The sequence below is a fragment of the Gordonia malaquae genome (assembly GCF_037148075.1).
Classification (GTDB): domain Bacteria; phylum Actinomycetota; class Actinomycetes; order Mycobacteriales; family Mycobacteriaceae; genus Gordonia; species Gordonia malaquae.
Genome location: NZ_JBBCUB010000001.1, coordinates 304,453 through 320,411 on the forward strand (window position 1 = coordinate 304,453; position 15,959 = coordinate 320,411).

At 66.5% G+C, this 15,959-nt stretch carries 18 protein-coding genes; 10 read left to right on the top strand and 8 right to left on the bottom strand.

The window, feature by feature from the left end:
• The 4 genes from WFK36_RS01605 to WFK36_RS01620 all read right to left on the bottom strand — a co-directional run bounded on the left by WFK36_RS01605 (position 1) and on the right by WFK36_RS01620 (position 3,676).
• Complete coding sequence (locus tag WFK36_RS01605; protein WP_336789099.1) at positions 1–387, bottom strand: carboxymuconolactone decarboxylase family protein; 387 nt, start codon at positions 385–387, stop codon at positions 1–3.
• The gene (locus WFK36_RS01610) at positions 384–1,268 is read right to left on the bottom strand and encodes an NAD(P)-dependent oxidoreductase (protein ID WP_336789101.1); all 885 of its coding nucleotides are present in this window, start codon (positions 1,266–1,268) and stop codon (positions 384–386) included. Before WFK36_RS01610 ends, WFK36_RS01605 begins: the two co-directional genes overlap by 4 nt.
• Positions 1,265–2,008 carry an SDR family oxidoreductase gene (locus WFK36_RS01615; RefSeq protein WP_008381690.1) on the bottom strand — a complete coding sequence of 248 codons (744 nt, stop codon included), beginning with the start codon at positions 2,006–2,008 and terminating at the stop codon, positions 1,265–1,267. The genes WFK36_RS01610 and WFK36_RS01615 overlap by 4 nt, the downstream gene beginning before the upstream one ends.
• A gap of 204 nt (positions 2,009–2,212) precedes the next feature.
• On the bottom strand, positions 2,213–3,676 hold the full coding sequence (locus WFK36_RS01620) for an aldehyde dehydrogenase (protein WP_336789104.1): 1,464 nt from the start codon (positions 3,674–3,676) through the stop codon (positions 2,213–2,215).
• A 153-nt stretch (positions 3,677–3,829) separates the two neighbouring features.
• Between WFK36_RS01620 and WFK36_RS01625 the strand changes: the two genes are divergently transcribed.
• The 9 genes from WFK36_RS01625 (at position 3,830) to WFK36_RS01665 (ending at position 10,886) form a co-directional block, all read left to right on the top strand.
• The gene (locus tag WFK36_RS01625; RefSeq protein WP_040520776.1) at positions 3,830–4,414 is read left to right on the top strand and encodes a TetR/AcrR family transcriptional regulator; all 585 of its coding nucleotides are present in this window, start codon (positions 3,830–3,832) and stop codon (positions 4,412–4,414) included.
• Entirely contained in the window at positions 4,411–5,661 is a 1,251-nt protein-coding gene (locus WFK36_RS01630) for a cytochrome P450 (RefSeq protein WP_008381695.1), read from the top strand. The genes WFK36_RS01625 and WFK36_RS01630 overlap by 4 nt, the downstream gene beginning before the upstream one ends.
• A 5-nt stretch (positions 5,662–5,666) precedes the next feature.
• Positions 5,667–6,455 carry an SDR family oxidoreductase gene (locus WFK36_RS01635; RefSeq protein ID WP_336789109.1) on the top strand — a complete coding sequence of 263 codons (789 nt, stop codon included), beginning with the start codon at positions 5,667–5,669 and terminating at the stop codon, positions 6,453–6,455.
• Positions 6,452–7,855: a cytochrome P450 gene (locus WFK36_RS01640; protein ID WP_336789111.1), complete on the top strand. Its 1,404-nt coding sequence runs from the start codon at positions 6,452–6,454 to the stop codon at positions 7,853–7,855. Before WFK36_RS01635 ends, WFK36_RS01640 begins: the two co-directional genes overlap by 4 nt.
• A gap of 3 nt (positions 7,856–7,858) precedes the next feature.
• On the top strand, positions 7,859–8,050 hold the full coding sequence (locus WFK36_RS01645; protein ID WP_008381700.1) for a ferredoxin: 192 nt from the start codon (positions 7,859–7,861) through the stop codon (positions 8,048–8,050).
• A 1-nt stretch (position 8,051) separates the two neighbouring features.
• Positions 8,052–8,609 carry a nuclear transport factor 2 family protein gene (locus WFK36_RS01650; RefSeq protein ID WP_336789114.1) on the top strand — a complete coding sequence of 186 codons (558 nt, stop codon included), beginning with the start codon at positions 8,052–8,054 and terminating at the stop codon, positions 8,607–8,609.
• A complete protein-coding gene (locus tag WFK36_RS01655; protein ID WP_336789116.1) occupies positions 8,606–9,862 on the top strand; it encodes a hypothetical protein in 1,257 nt (418 codons plus the stop codon). Before WFK36_RS01650 ends, WFK36_RS01655 begins: the two co-directional genes overlap by 4 nt.
• A 334-nt stretch (positions 9,863–10,196) precedes the next feature.
• The gene (locus tag WFK36_RS01660; protein WP_336789118.1) at positions 10,197–10,391 is read left to right on the top strand and encodes a hypothetical protein; all 195 of its coding nucleotides are present in this window, start codon (positions 10,197–10,199) and stop codon (positions 10,389–10,391) included.
• 198 nt (positions 10,392–10,589) lie between these two features.
• Positions 10,590–10,886, top strand: a complete 297-nt coding sequence (locus WFK36_RS01665) for an EthD family reductase (protein WP_008376139.1) — start codon at positions 10,590–10,592, stop codon at positions 10,884–10,886.
• Between the two features lie 23 nt (positions 10,887–10,909).
• Here the strand turns inward: WFK36_RS01665 and WFK36_RS01670 are convergent, their stop codons facing one another.
• The 3 genes from WFK36_RS01670 to WFK36_RS01680 all read right to left on the bottom strand — a co-directional run bounded on the left by WFK36_RS01670 (position 10,910) and on the right by WFK36_RS01680 (position 13,981).
• The gene (locus tag WFK36_RS01670) at positions 10,910–11,968 is read right to left on the bottom strand and encodes an isochorismate synthase (RefSeq protein ID WP_336789121.1); all 1,059 of its coding nucleotides are present in this window, start codon (positions 11,966–11,968) and stop codon (positions 10,910–10,912) included.
• The gene (locus tag WFK36_RS01675; protein ID WP_336789123.1) at positions 11,965–12,675 is read right to left on the bottom strand and encodes an SDR family oxidoreductase; all 711 of its coding nucleotides are present in this window, start codon (positions 12,673–12,675) and stop codon (positions 11,965–11,967) included. The genes WFK36_RS01670 and WFK36_RS01675 overlap by 4 nt, the downstream gene beginning before the upstream one ends.
• An 88-nt stretch (positions 12,676–12,763) precedes the next feature.
• Positions 12,764–13,981 (bottom strand): acetyl-CoA C-acetyltransferase, encoded by a 1,218-nt coding sequence (locus tag WFK36_RS01680; RefSeq protein ID WP_336789125.1) that lies wholly within the window; start codon positions 13,979–13,981, stop codon positions 12,764–12,766.
• Positions 13,982–14,182: 201 nt separating this feature from the next.
• Between WFK36_RS01680 and WFK36_RS01685 the strand changes: the two genes are divergently transcribed.
• A complete protein-coding gene (locus tag WFK36_RS01685; RefSeq protein ID WP_008376132.1) occupies positions 14,183–14,986 on the top strand; it encodes an SDR family oxidoreductase in 804 nt (267 codons plus the stop codon).
• A gap of 7 nt (positions 14,987–14,993) precedes the next feature.
• Here the strand turns inward: WFK36_RS01685 and WFK36_RS01690 are convergent, their stop codons facing one another.
• Entirely contained in the window at positions 14,994–15,878 is an 885-nt protein-coding gene (locus WFK36_RS01690) for a PaaI family thioesterase (RefSeq protein ID WP_336789128.1), read from the bottom strand.
• Positions 15,879–15,959: the final 81 nt, after the last annotated feature.

The following is a 15,959-nucleotide window of genomic DNA, read 5'->3' on the forward strand; positions in this document are numbered from 1 at the left end:
TTATTCCGAACGTTGGGAGCGTCGGTGCTTCTTGATCACCTCGCCGAACATCATGGTCATCTTGGTTCCGAGCGGCCAGCCGACGTAGTAGCAGAGGAACAACCCGATCTCGTTGAGCTCGTCTGGGGTCAGTTCGCCGTTGCCGAGGGCGGCTCCCGCCTGGATCTCGGCGACGTCGGTCATCCCGTTGGCGGCGAGTGCCCCGAGCAGGATCAGCCGTCGATCGCGGTGGCTGAGCCCTTCGCGGCTCCACACTTCGCCGAAGACTTGGTCCGCGGTGTGAGCGAAGAAGTCGCCCGGGCCGTCGGACATCTCCCAGCCGTACACCTCGGTCATCATCGCCAGGCCCTTGCGGCGCTGATCGGTGAGTTCGGTCGGTTCAGTCATGATTCTCCTTGGTCAGACGAGTCGGTAGTGGGTACGCCCAGCCCGGCGGCGAGGTCGCGCAGGGCGAGTCGACCGAGCGGGAGGTCGACGCCGAGGTCGTCGGCGAGTGCGAGGGCCAGGCCGAGGTCCTTCTCGCCGAGGTCGCGGACGTGGGTGAAGACGCCGAACCAGAAGTCGTCCGGGGCGATCGGTGCGGTCGTGTCTCGCAGCATGATCGCGCCGGCGCCACCGGTGATGGCATCGGTGTGCCGGACGACGCGGCCGAGTTTCCCGATGTCGATGCCTGCCGCTTCGGCGAGACGAGCGGCCTCCGTGGTCGCGGTGAACGACACGAAGTGCAGCAGGTTGCGAGCGAGCTTCATCCGTGTGCCGTCACCTGCGTGATCGCCTGCGTGGACGATCATGTCACCGGCCAGGGCGAGAGCCGGCTTGGCGCGGTCGTATGCGGCGCGGTCGCCGCCGACCATGATCGCGAGTCTGCCTTCCTTCGCGCCGACGGCGCCGCCGGAGATCGGCGCATCGAGGAGAGTCACGCCCGATGCACTGCAGACGGACGCGAGGTCGGCTGCGGTCTCGGGTGAGACCGTCGAGTGCACGACGACCATCGACCCCTCAGACAGCGTCGGGAGCAGGCCGTCGACGACGTCGCGCACCTGCGCGTCGTCTCGCACGCAGATGCTGACGAGATCGCACGCCTTGCCGAGACTGGACAGGGAGTCGGCGGCGGATGCACCGGCGTCGACGAGCTCGGCGACGGCGAGGTGATCGACGTCGAACACGGTCAGGCCACAGGGTGCGTCGACGAATCGGGTCGCCATCGGCCGGCCGATGTTGCCGAGTCCGACGTAGCCGAGGCGGAGAGTCTGATCGTCTGCGCTCACGAGCGGATGACCTGCCCTCCGTCGACGTTGAAGATCTGGCCGGTGATCCAGGACGCCTCGTCGGAGAGGAGGAACAGGCACATCCCGACGAGATCGTCCGGGGTGCCCATGCGGCCGATCGGGAGCTTGGAGACCATGTCTTTCACAATGGCGTCCGGCGTGCTGTTGCGGGTCGCTTCGGTGTCGATGGGGCCGGGAGCGATCGCGTTGATCCGCACGCGCTGCCCGCCGAGCTCAACCGCGAGCTGCTGAGTGAGACCGTTGACGCCCACTTTCGCGAGGCCGTAGAAGCCGCTGTACACCCATGCCGCCGTCGACGACTGGTTGACGATCGCCCCGCCGTGCCTCATGTGCTGGTAGCAGGCGCGGGTCACGTTGAGCGCCCCGTCGAGGTTCACGCTCATGAACTTCTTGTAGTAGTCCCACGGCACGGTGGTCAGGAAGTCGAGTTTCATCCCGCCGTAGATCGCGGCGTTGTTGACCAGCGCGTCGATGCGGCCGTGGGCGTCGACGACGGTCATGGCGAGGTTCGCCGCGGAGTCGGGATCGGACACGTCGGTGTGCACGTAGGTCCCGCCGATCGACTCGGCGACGGCCTGGCCTGCCTCGTCGTTGACGTCGGCGATGATCACCGTCGCGCCTTCGGCCGCGAGGGCCCGCGCATAGGCTTCGCCGATGCCGCCCGCCGCGCCGGTCACGATCGCGATCTTGTCGGTGAATCGGTTGTTTCGATCAGTCATTTGCTTCTCCTAGCTGGGTTTGAGGGGTAGACGCTTCGACTCGCTTCGAGGGTCTTGAGCGAGCTTGCGAGACGAAAGGCGCTCAACGAGCAGTGGGACGTGCCGGTGAAACGAGGCAGATCGTGGCGGGGCGAGGACTGCCGACGAAGCGATTCCCCGCCCCACCACGCTCAGCCGGTACGGCGTTCATGAGCAGCTGGGGATTCAACCAACCGGGGTGGCGACGGCTTTGGTTTCGAGGTACTCCTCGAACCCGGCCACCCCCATCTCACGGCCGATTCCCGACTGCTTGTAGCCGCCGAAGGGGACGTCGGCGGAGTACCAGATGCCACCGTTGACACCCATGGTTCCGGTGCGGACACCGTCGACGACGGCGTCGATGCGAGCGGGGTCGGAACCCCAGACGGCGCCGGACAGTCCGTACGGGGAGTCGTTGGCGATGTCGATCGCATCTTGGTCTCCGTCGTGGGGGAGGATCACGAGCACCGGGCCGAAGATCTCCTCCTGCGCCACGCGGGCACTGTTGTCCAGGCCCGAGACGAGAGTCGGTGCGACGAAGAAGCCGGGGCGGTCGGGGCGCTCCCCGCCGATCTCGACGGTGCCGCCCTCGTCTCGTGCGAGCTGCACGTAGCCCTCGACGCGGTCGCGTTGGCGTGCCGAGATGACCGGTCCGCAGATGGTTCCGGGCTTGGTCGGGTCGTCTGCGGCGAGTCCGGCCATCGCGGTGCGGGTGAGTTCGGTGGCCTCGGCGAGTTGTGCGCGGGGAACCACGAGGCGGGTGGTGATGGCGCAGCCCTGGCCTGCGTGGGTGACGACCGAGAAAGCGGCCATCGAGCAGGCGGCTTGAAGGTCGGCGTCGTCGAGGACGAGAAACGCGGACTTGCCGCCGAGTTCGAGGAACACCTTCTTGAGCGTGGGGGCGGCGTCGGCCATCACCGCGCGGCCGGTGGCGGTGGAGCCCGTGAACGACACGAGGTCGACGCGTGGATCGGTGGAGAGCCGGGCGCCGAGCCGGTGGTCGGTCCCGGTCACGATGTTGATCACGCCTGCGGGGAAATCGGTCTCCTCGGCGATCACCTTGCCGACCAGCGCCGCACACCACGGGGTGTCGGGCGCGGGTTTGAGGACGACGGTGCAGCCTGCGGCGAGCGCCGGCCCGATCTTGGCGAAGTTGATCTGGTGCGGAAAGTTCCACGGTGTGATGGCGCCGACCACGCCTACTGCTTCGGAGCGCAGTTCACGGGCGTTCTTGATCCCCATCGGCGACGCCTCTCCGAGGTCGCGGCGCCATTCGTAGCTCTCCGCGAGGTCGGCGAAGTAGCCGAGGTCGGTGACGGGTCCGACGAGTTGCGGACCGTGGGTGAGGAACACCGGACAGCCGACTTCGGCGACGGTGAGGTCGCGGAGTTCGTCGGTGTGAGCGAGGAGAGCGTCTCGGAGCTGGCGCAGACACCGTGCGCGGAAGGCGTGGTCTCTCGACCAGTCGGTGGTGTCGAACGCGCGACGGGCTGCGGCGATCGCAGCGTCCATGTCGTCGTCGGACGCGTCGGCTGCTTGGCCGATCACCTCTTCGGTCGCGGGATTGACGACGTCGAACGTGCCGCGTCCGCCGGTGCGCAGTTCGCCGTCGATGAGCAGGTGGGAGGCGGTTTCCGGGCGCAGAGCCATTGTTGGAATCCAATCTGGACAGGTGTCTAACCGTTGTTCCAGTGAAGCTACGGCATGGATTCGATCGTGTCTACGGGTCGCCCTCTGTCGGCATGGAAATCATTCTGGACACGTGTCTAGACGTGGTTTCAGTTTGCGGGTACGGTGATCGACATGACCGCATCCGTCGAGAGCGAATCAACCCGTCGCCGCCTCACACCGCAGCAGGCCGAGAAGATCTCCAAAATGGCTGACGCCGCGATCGAGATCCTCTCCGTCGAAGGCTACGAGAAGCTGTCGGTGCGAGACGTCGCCAAACGCGCCGGTGTCGCGCCTGCGACGGCTTACACCTACTTCAGCTCGAAGAGCCACCTCGTCGCCGAGGTGTTCTGGCGCAGGCTCGCAGTGGGCGTGCCCGAACCCGATCCGTCTGCATCTCCGCACGACCGGGTCGCCGAAGTGCTCCGTGGCGTCGCGATGGTCGTGGCGGGCGATGGGCAGCTCGGTGCCGCGGTCACGGTGGCTCTCCTCGGCGGGGACCCCGAGTCGGAGCACCTCCGTTGGCGCATCGGCGGGTTTATCCACGATCGCCTCGCCGCAGCCGTCGGCGACGAACTGGACAACTCCGCGCAGGTGATCGACGCCCTGCAGATGCTCTATGCGGGTGGCCTGGTCACCGCGGGCATGGGCCACCTCAGCTATGAAGCCACCTCTGAGCGGCTCGTCGCGGCCGCTCACCTACTGATGGGACAGAAATGACCGTCCTCACCTCGGGGATGCAGAACAGCATCCCGTTCGACCCGTACGACTACGACTTTCACGAGGATCCCTATCCAACGTATGCGCGTCTGCGCGCCGAGGCCCCCGTCTACCGCAACACCGACGGCGACTTCTGGGCGCTCGCCCGACACGAGGACGTCGCGGACGCGTTCCGTGACAACGTTCGCCTGTCCAACAGCTGGGGCGTCTCGATGGACCCGGCGTCGTACAACCCGAACGCCGAGTACGCGATGAGCTTCCTCGCGATGGACGATCCGCGTCATCTCCGGCTTCGGAAGCTCGTCTCGAAGGGCTTCACGCCGCGGCGGGTGTCTGAGCTCGCGCCGCGCATCACCGAACTCACTGCGAAGCACTGGGACCGGTGCCTGCAGATGGGTGAGTTCGACTTCGTCCACGACTTCGCCGGATTGCTTCCGATGGACGTCGTCTCCGAGCTTCTCGGCGTCGGGGAGGCCGATCGAGCCCATCTTCGCAAGCAGTCCGACCTGTTGATCCACCGGGAGGAAGGCGTCACCGACGTCCCGCCGGCCGCGATCCATGCGTACCTCGATCTCCACGGGTTCTACACGTCGTTGCTCGCCGAGAGACGAAAGAACCCCGGCGACGATCTGATCTCCGCCCTCACTGCCGCCGAACTGGTGGAGGGCGGAGAGCGGACCGCACTGACGGACCAGGAGATCATCGGTTTCATGATGCTCATGGTGGTCGCGGGCAACGAGACCACCACGAAGCTGCTCGCCAACTCGATCTTCTGGGGTGCGCAGAGCCCCGACCAGGTGGCGTCGGTGATCGCCGCGTCGACGTCGCACGACGACGCACTAGACGCCGTCGCACCCTGGGTGCAGGAGACGCTGCGGTACGACACGTCGACGCAGATGCTGTTGCGCCGGGTGCTCGAGGATGTGGAGTACGGCGGCAAGACGATCCCCGCGGGCGATCGTGTGCTGTTGCTCGTCGGTTCGGCGAACCGCGACGAAGAGGTGTTCGGACCCGACGCCGACCAGTATCGGATCGGTCGCGAGAGCTCGCGAACCATCCTCAGCTTCGGCCTCGGCACCCATTTCTGTCTCGGCGCACATCTGGCGCGACTCGAGACCGAGATCGGACTGGCTCAGATCGCCCGCACTGTCCGCTCGTTCGACGTCGACGTCGAACGGTCAGTCCGTGTCCATTCGGTGAACGTCCGCGGCTTCGCAGATCTCCCCATGACCGTGAAGGCTCGGTGATCGCGATGGGTTTCAAGCCACATCCAGAACGTCGCCCGGTACTGGTCGCTGGAGCGTCGTCGGGGATCGGCGAAGCGACGGCCCGAGCCCTCGGCGCGCTCGGATACCCGGTGGCGCTCGGCGCGCGCCGCGTCGAGAAGTGTGCGCAGACCGCCGCGGAGATCGTCGACGCGGGCGGTGAAGCGGTCGCCGTCGCACTCGACGTCACCGACAACAACTCCGTCGTCGCGGCGTTCGACGAGGCCACTGAGGCCCTGGGCGACATCGAGATCGTCGTCGCGGGCGCCGGAGACCTGCAGATCGGGCGGGCTCACGAGATGCCGGTCGACGAGTGGGCGTCGCAGATCGACATCCACCTCGTAGGCGCCTACCGCCTCTATCGTGCCGCGGTGCCGTCGATGATCGAACGTCGACGCGGCGACTTCGTGTTCATCAGTTCCGACGTCGTCGCTCATCCGCGACCGTGGTCGTCCGCGTACGTCGCCGCCAAGTACGGCGTGGAGGGACTCGTCGCGACCGCCCATATGGAACTCGAGGGGACCGGCGTCCGTGCCGGTCTCGTCCGGCCCGGTCAGACGCTCACCGGAATGGGCATGAACCTCGACCAGCAGGCCACCGAAGGGATGCTGAACGACTGGATCGCGTTCGGCCTCGCTCGACACGGCCACTTCCTCAGCCCCGAGAACCTCGCTCACGCGGTGGTCTCCATGGTCACGCTCCCTCCGGGGGCGCACATGAAGGCCGTCGACGTGGAGGCCGAGGGCAAGCTCACTCGATCGAAGGAGAACTCATGAACAGCGTGACCGCCAAGCGCGTGTCCGGCGGAACGGGGGAGCACGGGCATCTCGATGAACTCGCGAGTGATCCGATCGGCCTGTTCCGGCGCGTCCTCGACGAATGCGGCGACGTCGGCTACTTCCAACTCGCCGACCGCGACGTGGTGCTCGTGTCGGGCGCCGCGGCCAACGAAGAGTTCTTCCGGGCCCCGGACGAGGTTCTCGACCAGGGTGCCGCGTACCCGTTCATGACCCCGATCTTCGGCGAGGGCGTCGTCTTCGACACCAGCCCGGAACGCCGGTCGGAGATGCTGCACAACCAGGCGCTCAAGGGCGCGCACATGAAGCAGCACGCCGTCACCATCCCGAACGAGGTGGAACGAATCATCGCCGACTGGGGCGACGAAGGTGAGATCGACCTGCTGGAGTTCTTCGCCGAACTGACGCTGTACACGTCGTCGTCCTGCCTGATCGGACGCAAGTTCCGCGAGGAGCTGTCCGGTCACATCGCACACCTGTACCACGAGCTCGAGAAGGGCACCGACCCGATCGCGTACGTGGACATGCACGCCGACATCGAGAGCTTCCGCCGCCGCGACGCCGCGCGTGCGGAACTCGTCGAGTTCATCGGCGGCGTGATGGAACGCCGCATCGCGAACCCGCCCACCGACAAGGACGATCGGGACCTGCTCGATGTACTGGTGTCGTTGAAGAACGACGACGGCACGTACATGTTCAGCGCCGACACCGTCACCGGCATCTTCATCTCGATGATGTTCGCCGGTCACCACACGACGTCGGGCACCGCCGCGTGGACGCTGATCGAACTGCTCAAGCACCCCGAGTACCTGGCTCAGGTCACCGACGAGCTGGATGGCATCTATGCCGATGGAACCGAGTACTCGTTTGCAGCTATGCGTCAGATCCCGAAACTCGAAGGCGCGCTCAAAGAAGCGCTGCGCCTGCATCCGCCGCTGATCATCCTGATGCGCGTGGTCCAGGAGGCGTTCGACGTCGGTGGAGTGACGGTCGCCAAGGGACAGTCCATCGCGGTGTCGCCCGCGGTGTCGAACCGCCTGCCTGACGACTTCCCCGATCCGGACGTGTTCGACCCCGACCGTTACGCCGACGGCCGCCAGGAAGACCTGGTGAATCGATGGACCTGGATTCCGTTCGGCGCGGGACGCCATCGCTGCGTCGGTGCACAGTTCGCGATGATGCAGCTCAAAGCCATCTTCTCGGTCCTGCTTCGCAACTACGAGTTCTCGCTCGCACAGGATCCGGACACCTACCGAAACGACCACTCGAAGATGGTCGTCCAACTTCAACAGCCCTGCCGCGTGGCGTACCGGCGCCGGGAGCGCAGCGAGCGGGCCGAATCCGATCAGCGTCGCGCTGCCACGTCCGGAGGGAACTGAGCGATGCGCGTCGTCGTGGATCTGGACCTGTGCCAGGGGCACGGGATGTGCGAGCTGGAAGCCCCTGACGTCTTCGAGGCCGGTCGCGACAGCGTCGACCTGCTCGACGAGACGCCCGACGAGTCGAGGCGCGCCGAATGTGAGGCCGCCGTCCGATACTGCCCGACCCAAGCCCTGAAGATCGTGGAGGATTGACATGCCGTTCGAACGCAGTGAACTGGACGAGATGAAGCAGCGTTGGCTCGACGCCAACATCGCGGCGGAGAAGGCAGGCGACTGGCGCCCGCTCGCGGAGTTCTACACCGAGGACGCCACCTACGGCTGGAATTACGGTCCGGAGAAGGACTTCATGGCAGTCGGCCGTGACGAGATCCGGGAGATCGCACTCGGCCAGGAGATGGAGGGCCTCGAGGGCTGGGAGTACCCGTATCAAGCGTGGGTGATCGACGAGCAGACCGGCGACATGATCGGCCTGTGGCGGCAGATCAATGAAGGCACGCGTGAAGACGGGTCGCACTACGCAGTTCACGGTCTGGGCGGCAGCTGGTTCAAGTACGGCGGGAACTTCCAGTTCCGCTGGCAGCGCGACTTCTTCGACTTCGGCAACGTCTCGGCGCTGTTCCTGGAGATGCTGACGAACAAGGCGTGCAGCGACGGGATGCTCAAGCGGATCGAGAAGTCCGCGCCGGGCGATCTGCCGGGGTGGTACCCGCGGGGCGACGCTCCCGTCGAACTGTGGGATCAAAACCGGTGACGAACCGCCTGACGCACGATCAGCTCGCGACCATCGTCCCTGAACTGCTCCTGACCGGCCAGCTCATCGACCGCAGCGGGATGGCCCATCTGATCGCGGCGTTCGGCCGGGACGGGATGGGCGAGGTCGCGATCGAGGAATGGATGGCGGCGAGCCCGGTCTACACCGGCCGGATCAGGGCGGCGCTGGGGATCGACGGCGACGGCGTCGCCGACATGATCAAGTGCCTGCAACTCGACATCGGGGCTCCTCCGCAGTTCATGGACTTCCGCTACCGGATCGACGACGAGTATCACGGGTCGTTTGTCCTCGACCACTGCGGTGCGCTGCTCGACGTGGAGCCGATGGGCGACGAGTACGTGACCACGATGTGTCACACCATCGAGGACCCGACATTCGATGCGACGGCCATCGCGACCAACCGTCGTGCCCGGATCCGGCCGGTCCATCGCCCGCCCCGCGTGCCCGTGGATCGTTCGCCGCACTGCGAGTGGACCATCACGATCGAGCCCGATCGCGATGAACTGCCGCTGCCGGAGGTGACCAAGCCGATGCTCGCCACGCGGGCCGCGACCATCGAGCTCAGCCAGATCGACGCCGACGCGACCGACGGGCTCGTCGACTATCGGGGGCCGGTCGTGGACGACCTGGCGTTCGATGAGTGGTCCACGTCGGCGCTCGTTCGGATCGTCGAAGAAGTGACACTGCAGCATCAACTGCTGGCGCTCGGCTTCTTGGACTCGGTGCGTCGACGGACCGACGAGGCCACAGCCGACGACATCTTCGACAAACAGCTCACCGGCATCGCGGGGATCGCCGCCGAACGGGTCGCCGCGGCAGTGCTGGACAGCAAGACCGACGCGGCGGCGCTTGTCGACGCGCTCAACCTGAATCCGGTCTTCGGGCCGGTCCAGTACACGGGTTTCCGCGCCGAACTGATCGACGACGAGCACGTCGAGGTGCACATCCCGCACACGTCGGCGGCACTCGAGGACGGTGGGTGGATGCGGTTGCTGGTATCCGGACGCCTCGCGTCGCTGCAGGCCGCGGCGACTGCGATCGACCCGACGTGGGTGGTCGGGGAGTCGATCGAGGCGGAGGTCGATGGGAGCGAGGAGACCGTCGTCCGGATCGGTCGTGGCGAAGCGCAGCGTGAATGCGGTGAGGTGGCGATCGTCCGCTTCTCGGCGGGATCGTCGTTCACCTTCACCGATCGCGGACCATCGCGACCACTTCCGCTCTCGGTCGTGTAGCGGTCCCCGCTCTCGGGCCCGCGTCCCCTGCTCCTCGCGCGAGCTTCCCCATGGTTCTCGAGGGAGCTTCGCCCTCTGCTCCTTGAGCGAGCTTGCGAGTCGAAAGGCGTCCGCGCCCGGCACTGGCTTGGGCGTAGTAGTCTTCCTGCCGTCGTGGTGAGGCGAGACCTTTCGACTCGCAAGCTCGCTCAAGGAGCAGAGGAAACGTCGCGCGACGTGCTGTGGGGAACTTGTGCGATGTGCAGGGGGAATCTCGCACGACGAGCGGGGGAGCTCGTGCGACGTGCAGGGGAAGGTCGCGACGAGCAGGGCAGATCCTGAGGGGGAGTATCAATTGGATTCGAGTTCAGCGGAACGTTCCACGACCGGCGGCGGGCGGCACCGGGTCGGGGGTGCCGGGCCGTCACAGTTGGTCCGACGCTATGAGGGTTGGAGACTGGAGCATCCTTGGTGGGATCGGATCCTGACGATGATCGTGTTCATCGCGGTTCTCATCGGCCTCGATCAGCTGCTGGCGATGGTCTGGTAGTCCAGCGAATCGTCCCAGTCTCCATCTCGGCTTCGGAATGCTGGGATTCACCGACAGTCAGCGAAGTGTGCTGCAGCCGTTCATGCTGGAGGCGACCGGCCGCGACTACGTCGCAGACGTCGGAACCCTTCGGTCGGAGCAGCGCGACGGCGCGCACACGCATTGACCGGCCCGCACGCGAACAACTCAGGAGCGCCCATGTATCGAGTCGCAGTCATCTACGGCCAGCCCACCGACGCGGCGGCTTTCGACGAGTACTACCACGACACCCACATGCCGATCGCGCAGAAGATGCCCGGACTGCAGGGCGCGACGGTCACCAAGTGCGAGACGCTCGACGGCAGTGAACCCGCGTTCTACATCATCACCGAGTTGCAGTTCGAGTCGCGCGAAGCGGCGGCTGCGGGCCTCGGGTCCCCGGAGGGGCGAGCGGCGGGCGCGGACGTGGCCAACTTCGCCACCGGCGGGGTGCAGATGGCGTTCCTGCCCGGGTGACCGGTGAATGGGGTCGTCCCAGTTCAGGTCGAGACAGCGGCGAGGAACGTCGACAGCTTTCCGGACGTCTCGGCGAGTTCGGCGTCAGGTTCTGAGCCGACGACGATCCCGGCGCCCGCGTAGGCGCGGATCCGGTCCGACCACACGTCGCCGCACCGGATGCTGACGGCCCACTCGCCGTCGCCGTGGGCGTCGGACCATCCGACGGCACCGGCGAAGAAGCCGCGGTCGAATGATTCGGCCTCGCTGATCAGGTCGTATGCCGCCATTCGCGGGGTGCCGCAGACGGCGGGTGTCGGGTGCAGCAGTGCGGCGAGTTCGCCCACGGGCAACTCCGGATCTCGGAGTTCCGCGGTGATCTCGGTGCCGAGGTGCCACATGCTGTCGGTGCCGAGCAATCCCGGTTCGGGAGCGCTCAGACGCGCGCAGTACGGGGCGAGCACGTCGCAGATGGCGTCGACCACGTACGCGTGTTCGCGGCGGTCCTTCTCGGACGCCGTGAGCGCGTCTGCACGGGCGCGGTCGGTCGCCGCATCCGGAGAGCGTCGCGCTGAGCCGGCCAACGGATGAGAACGGACGCTCGTTCCGGATTTGGCGATCAACAGTTCGGGGCTGGCGCCGACGAGATGTCGGCCGTCGGCCACGGGCAACGCGAAGACATATGCTGCAGGATTGTCGGCGGCCAGACGTCCAGCGATCGCCAGCGGATCGCAAGGCTCGGTGCACGACAGATCGCGATACCGTGCGAGCACCGCCTTCTCGACGTCTCCGTCGGCGAAAGCCTCGAGCAGCAGGCGGACACCGTCACGGTAGTCGTCCGGCGACGACTGGCCTCCATCGCGAAACTCCGATTCCTCGATCGCCCGGCGCTCCGGTTCAGGACCGATCGGGAGAACAATCGTCGACGCCTGATCACGACGGAAGGGAAGTGCGGCGAACACCCGCCCGCGGTGGGCGTCGGCGGCCGCGGCCTGCATTGATTGTGCGAACCGGGTGTGATCGAGTGCGGCCGGTCCTTCGCTGAGCAGGGCGCTCGCCGACAGGTCGACGCTCGCCGACCTCCATCGCATCGCCGCCGTCATAGCGTTGCACCTCCGTCCACGTACAGCTCCTGAAGGGTGATGTGGCGGGCGTCGTCGCTGATCAGGAACGCCACGGTGGCTGCGATGTCTGTCGGTTCGGCGATCCGGCCGAGTGGGATGCCGAGCCGATGAGCGGCGAGGTCGCCGCGAAGTGTCGCTTGTTCGTCAGCAGGCGACGACCACAGGCTCTCGAGCATCGGCGTTCGTGTGGAACCCGGCTGAACGACGTTGCCTCGGACGCCCGACGCCGCGTTCTCCAGCGCGAACGAGTGAGTGAGCATGGTGGCGGCGGCCTTTGTCGCGCCGTAGGCGCCCAATGACATGCGCGGTGTTCCTGCAGCGTTTGACGCAACAGTCACCACTGCGCCTCGATTGTCGACGAGTTGTTCGGCGAACCCCTGCAGGGCGTGGAGTACTCCGAGCACGTTGACGTCGAGCATGGCGCGGATGTCGCCGGCGGAGATGTCGGCGACACGGGAAGGCCGGAGGATGCCTGCCACATTGACCAGGGCGGAGCATCCGCCCAGATCGGCGACGCGTGCGGCGACCCGCTCCACGTCGGTCAGCGACGTCACGTCGCACGCCCACGAGGTGTCGCTGTCGTCGACGTCGAGCCCGATCACCGTCCAGCCTCTGTCGTTGAGGGTGGAGACGCACGCGGCCCCGATCCCTCCTGCGGCTCCGGTCACGACAACGGTTCTGCTCACAAAGGTGAGCCTAGCCTAAATGTTGCCGGTGGGGGTGGCCGGGTGCTGCGGGAAGAGGCCGAGGCCGTCAGCTGTCAGCTGCTGGAGGTCAGCTGAGCCGCTCCAGGACCATCGCCATGCCCTGGCCGCCGCCGACGCACATGGTCTCGAGACCGTACTGCTTGTCGTGCGTGCGGAGGTTGTTGAGGAGAGTTGCGGTGATGCGCGCACCGGTCATGCCGAAGGGGTGACCGAGGGCGATTGCGCCTCCGGACACGTTCAGTCGATCCTCGTCGATCTTCAGCTCGCGTGCGGAGCCGATGACCTGCACGGCGAAAGCCTCGTTGATCTCGACCAGGTCGATGTCGTCGATGCCGAGCCCTGCGATCGCAAGGGCGCGCTTGGACGCCTCGATCGGGCCGAGGCCCATGATCTCCGGCGACAGGCCGGACACGCCGGTCGACACGATGCGCGCCAATGGCGTCAGGCCGAGTTCCTTCGCCTTCGTGTCCGACATGATCACGAGTGCGGCAGCGCCGTCGTTCAGCGGACAGGCGTTGCCTGCGGTGACCGTGCCGTCCGGGCGGAAGACGGGCTTGAGTCCGCTGATGCCTTCGTATGTCGTGCCTGCGCGCGGGCCGTCGTCGGTGGAGACGACGGTGCCGTCGGGCAGCGTCACCGGCGTGATCTCCCGATCGAAGAATCCTGCCGCAATCGCCGCTTCGGCCCGGTTCTGCGAGCTGACCGCCCAGCGGTCCTGCTCTTCACGGGTGATCCCGGTGATCTGGGCGACGTTCTCGGCCGTCTGGCCCATTGCGATGTATGCGTCGGGGACGTTGCCAGACTCGCGCGGATCGGTCCACTCCTGGCCGCCCGTGGCGAGTTCCTTGGTGTGGGCTTGCGCGTCGTCGTAGAGCGGATTCTGGGTGTCGGGGAGGGAGTCGGAGTTGCCCTTCACGAAACGCGACACCGTCTCGACGCCTGCCGAGATGAACACGTCGCCTTCGCCTGCCTTGATCGCGTGCATCGCCATTCGTGTGGTCTGGAGTGACGACGAGCAGTAGCGCGTGACGGTGGTGCCGGGGATGGAGTCGTAGCCCAGTTCGATGGCGACGTTGCGGCCCAAGTTGAAACCCTGCTCGCCGCCGGGGAGGCCGCATCCGAGAATGAGGTCATTGACGTCGTTCGGGTCGAGGGACGGGACCTTGTCGAGTGCGGCCTGCACCATCTGGGCGGCCAGATCGTCGGGCCGCATCCCGACGAGTGATCCCTTCATGGCGCGGCCGATGGGGGAGCGGGCGATGGAAACGATGACGGCCTCGGGCATGGTGACTCCTGGGATAGAGCAACTAGTGGAATATGCATACGCATAGTTTCTATGCTGGTGCATATATCTAGTCAGACGGTTGACGCGTTTGTCAAGGATTGGTTTTGTAGCCATTGACCTGCGCTGATCGAATGTGGCACGCTGCGGGAACGGCTGCCGAGTGAGCGGTCGGTCATCGGATCAGTCGTTGGAGGAGGAGTTATGAAGGTCTCGGGAAAAGTCGCCGTCGTCACCGGAGCGGGCAGCGGAATCGGTGCCGCCATCGCCCGGAGGCTCGTGGCCGACGGAGCGCGAGTCGTCCTCTCCGACCTCGACGAGGTCGGCATGGGCGAGGTGATCGCCGGGATCGAGTCCCAGGCTCCGGGCGCCGCCGTCGCCGTGCGTGCCGATGCATCCTCGGCGGCCGACATCGCCGATGTCATCGCCCGTGCCGAAGAGCGATTCGGGCCCGTGGATCTCTACTTCGCCAACGCGGGGATCGGGGCGGGCGACGGACTCGAGCAGGACGACGCCGTGTGGGACCTGGTGATCGACGTGAATCTGCGCGGCCACATCCGTGCGGCGCAGTTGCTGGTCCCCGGGTGGGTGGAGCGCGGCGAGGGCTACTTCGTCAGCACGGCCTCGGCGGCGGGTCTGCTCACCCAGATCGGCTCGGCTCCGTACGCGGTCACCAAGCACGCCGCCGTCGGGTTCGCCGAATGGCTGTCGGTCACGTACGGCGATCAAGGCGTCCGAGTCAGCTGCCTGTGCCCGATGGGCGTCAACACGAAACTCCTCACCGACGACGCGGCGCTGTCGACAACCGCGGCCAAGGCAGTCACGTCGGCCGGCGCGGTCCTCGAACCCGCCGACGTCGCCGACGCCGTGCTCGCCGCGATGGACGAGGAGCGGTTCCTGATCCTTCCGCACGCCGAGGTGCTCGAGATGTACCGCCACAAGGGTTCGGACTACGACCGCTGGATCCGCGGCATGCGCCGTTTCCAGAAGGTGCTGCAGGGAGAGTGATTCTCGCTCAGAGGTCGAAGCGGACGTCCGCGGTGGCACGGGCCAGGAGTGTCCCCTCGTCGTCGCGGAGTTCGGCGTCGAAGATCGAGAGCCTTCGGCCGAGCTTGACCGGCGTGGCGCGGACGTGAACGCTCCGTCCGTCGACCTCTGGTGAGCGAAGGAAGGCGACGGTGAAGTCGACGAGTTGATACTGGCCGCCCGGCCGCATCGCGGACTGGGCGGCGAATGAGCAGCCCTGTGCGACTATCGCGCCGATGACTCCGCCGTGCATGGTGCCCATCACGTTGCCCATCCACTGCTCGCCGACGCAGCTGAACGTCAGGCCGTCATCGGCGACCGCGGTGATCGACCCGTTGAGCAACTCGCTGAGTGGACCGATCGGCGCGTCTCCTGCCACGATCCGGTCGATGACGGCGCGTCCGGACAGGTCGGGGTCGGGTGCGCCGACGATCGCCGCCTCGTTCGGCGTCACGGGTGCCGGCAGGTGAGGGACGCCGTCGCCCGCGACGACCAACTCCCGCTGAACGCGCACGTTGCGGGCATTGCCGATGCACAGAAGTCGTCCGGCGTCGCCGGTGATGTCGACGGTCGTCGACCCGTACAGCTTGTTGTGCAGGCGCAGATCGGCGACTGCGGTCAGCCGCTCGGTCACGTCGGGTCGGTCGAGCATCGACATGGACAGTCGTGCCTGCATCGTGGTGGCGCTCTGGTCGGCGACCCAGAACGGGTGGCCGCCGAGGTCGTCGAACAGCACCGCGAGAGCGGGCAGGTCAATGAGGCCGCGGTGGTCAGTCATCCGCGTGCCGAGGGCCTGCGTCATCTGGACCATCGGACTGTCGTCTTCACGCCCGACGGCGAAGGCGTGGAAAGCGTCTGTGGGCGTGAAGGTCATGTCTCGTGTTTAGCACATTCCTGAGCGAACGCTTACTCGGTGAAGAAACAATCAGGCGTGCTTGATTTATTGTGGCGGCTG

Excerpts from the sequence above, each read along its gene's own strand:
- WFK36_RS01650 (WP_336789114.1), top strand. The coding sequence starts at position 8,052 with ATGCCGTTCGAACGCAGTGAACTGGACGAGATGAAGCAGCGTTGGCTC.
- WFK36_RS01685 (WP_008376132.1), top strand. The coding sequence starts at position 14,183 with ATGAAGGTCTCGGGAAAAGTCGCCGTCGTCACCGGAGCGGGCAGCGGA.
- WFK36_RS01615 (WP_008381690.1), bottom strand. The coding sequence starts at position 2,008 with ATGACTGATCGAAACAACCGATTCACCGACAAGATCGCGATCGTGACC.
- WFK36_RS01625 (WP_040520776.1), top strand. The coding sequence starts at position 3,830 with ATGACCGCATCCGTCGAGAGCGAATCAACCCGTCGCCGCCTCACACCG.
- WFK36_RS01630 (WP_008381695.1), top strand. The coding sequence starts at position 4,411 with ATGACCGTCCTCACCTCGGGGATGCAGAACAGCATCCCGTTCGACCCG.
- WFK36_RS01605 (WP_336789099.1), bottom strand. The coding sequence starts at position 387 with ATGACTGAACCGACCGAACTCACCGATCAGCGCCGCAAGGGCCTGGCG.
- WFK36_RS01640 (WP_336789111.1), top strand. The coding sequence starts at position 6,452 with ATGAACAGCGTGACCGCCAAGCGCGTGTCCGGCGGAACGGGGGAGCAC.
- WFK36_RS01690 (WP_336789128.1), bottom strand. The coding sequence starts at position 15,878 with ATGACCTTCACGCCCACAGACGCTTTCCACGCCTTCGCCGTCGGGCGT.
- WFK36_RS01635 (WP_336789109.1), top strand. The coding sequence starts at position 5,667 with ATGGGTTTCAAGCCACATCCAGAACGTCGCCCGGTACTGGTCGCTGGA.
- WFK36_RS01670 (WP_336789121.1), bottom strand. The coding sequence starts at position 11,968 with ATGACGGCGGCGATGCGATGGAGGTCGGCGAGCGTCGACCTGTCGGCG.
- WFK36_RS01645 (WP_008381700.1), top strand. The coding sequence starts at position 7,859 with ATGCGCGTCGTCGTGGATCTGGACCTGTGCCAGGGGCACGGGATGTGC.
- WFK36_RS01680 (WP_336789125.1), bottom strand. The coding sequence starts at position 13,981 with ATGCCCGAGGCCGTCATCGTTTCCATCGCCCGCTCCCCCATCGGCCGC.
- WFK36_RS01665 (WP_008376139.1), top strand. The coding sequence starts at position 10,590 with ATGTATCGAGTCGCAGTCATCTACGGCCAGCCCACCGACGCGGCGGCT.
- WFK36_RS01620 (WP_336789104.1), bottom strand. The coding sequence starts at position 3,676 with ATGGCTCTGCGCCCGGAAACCGCCTCCCACCTGCTCATCGACGGCGAA.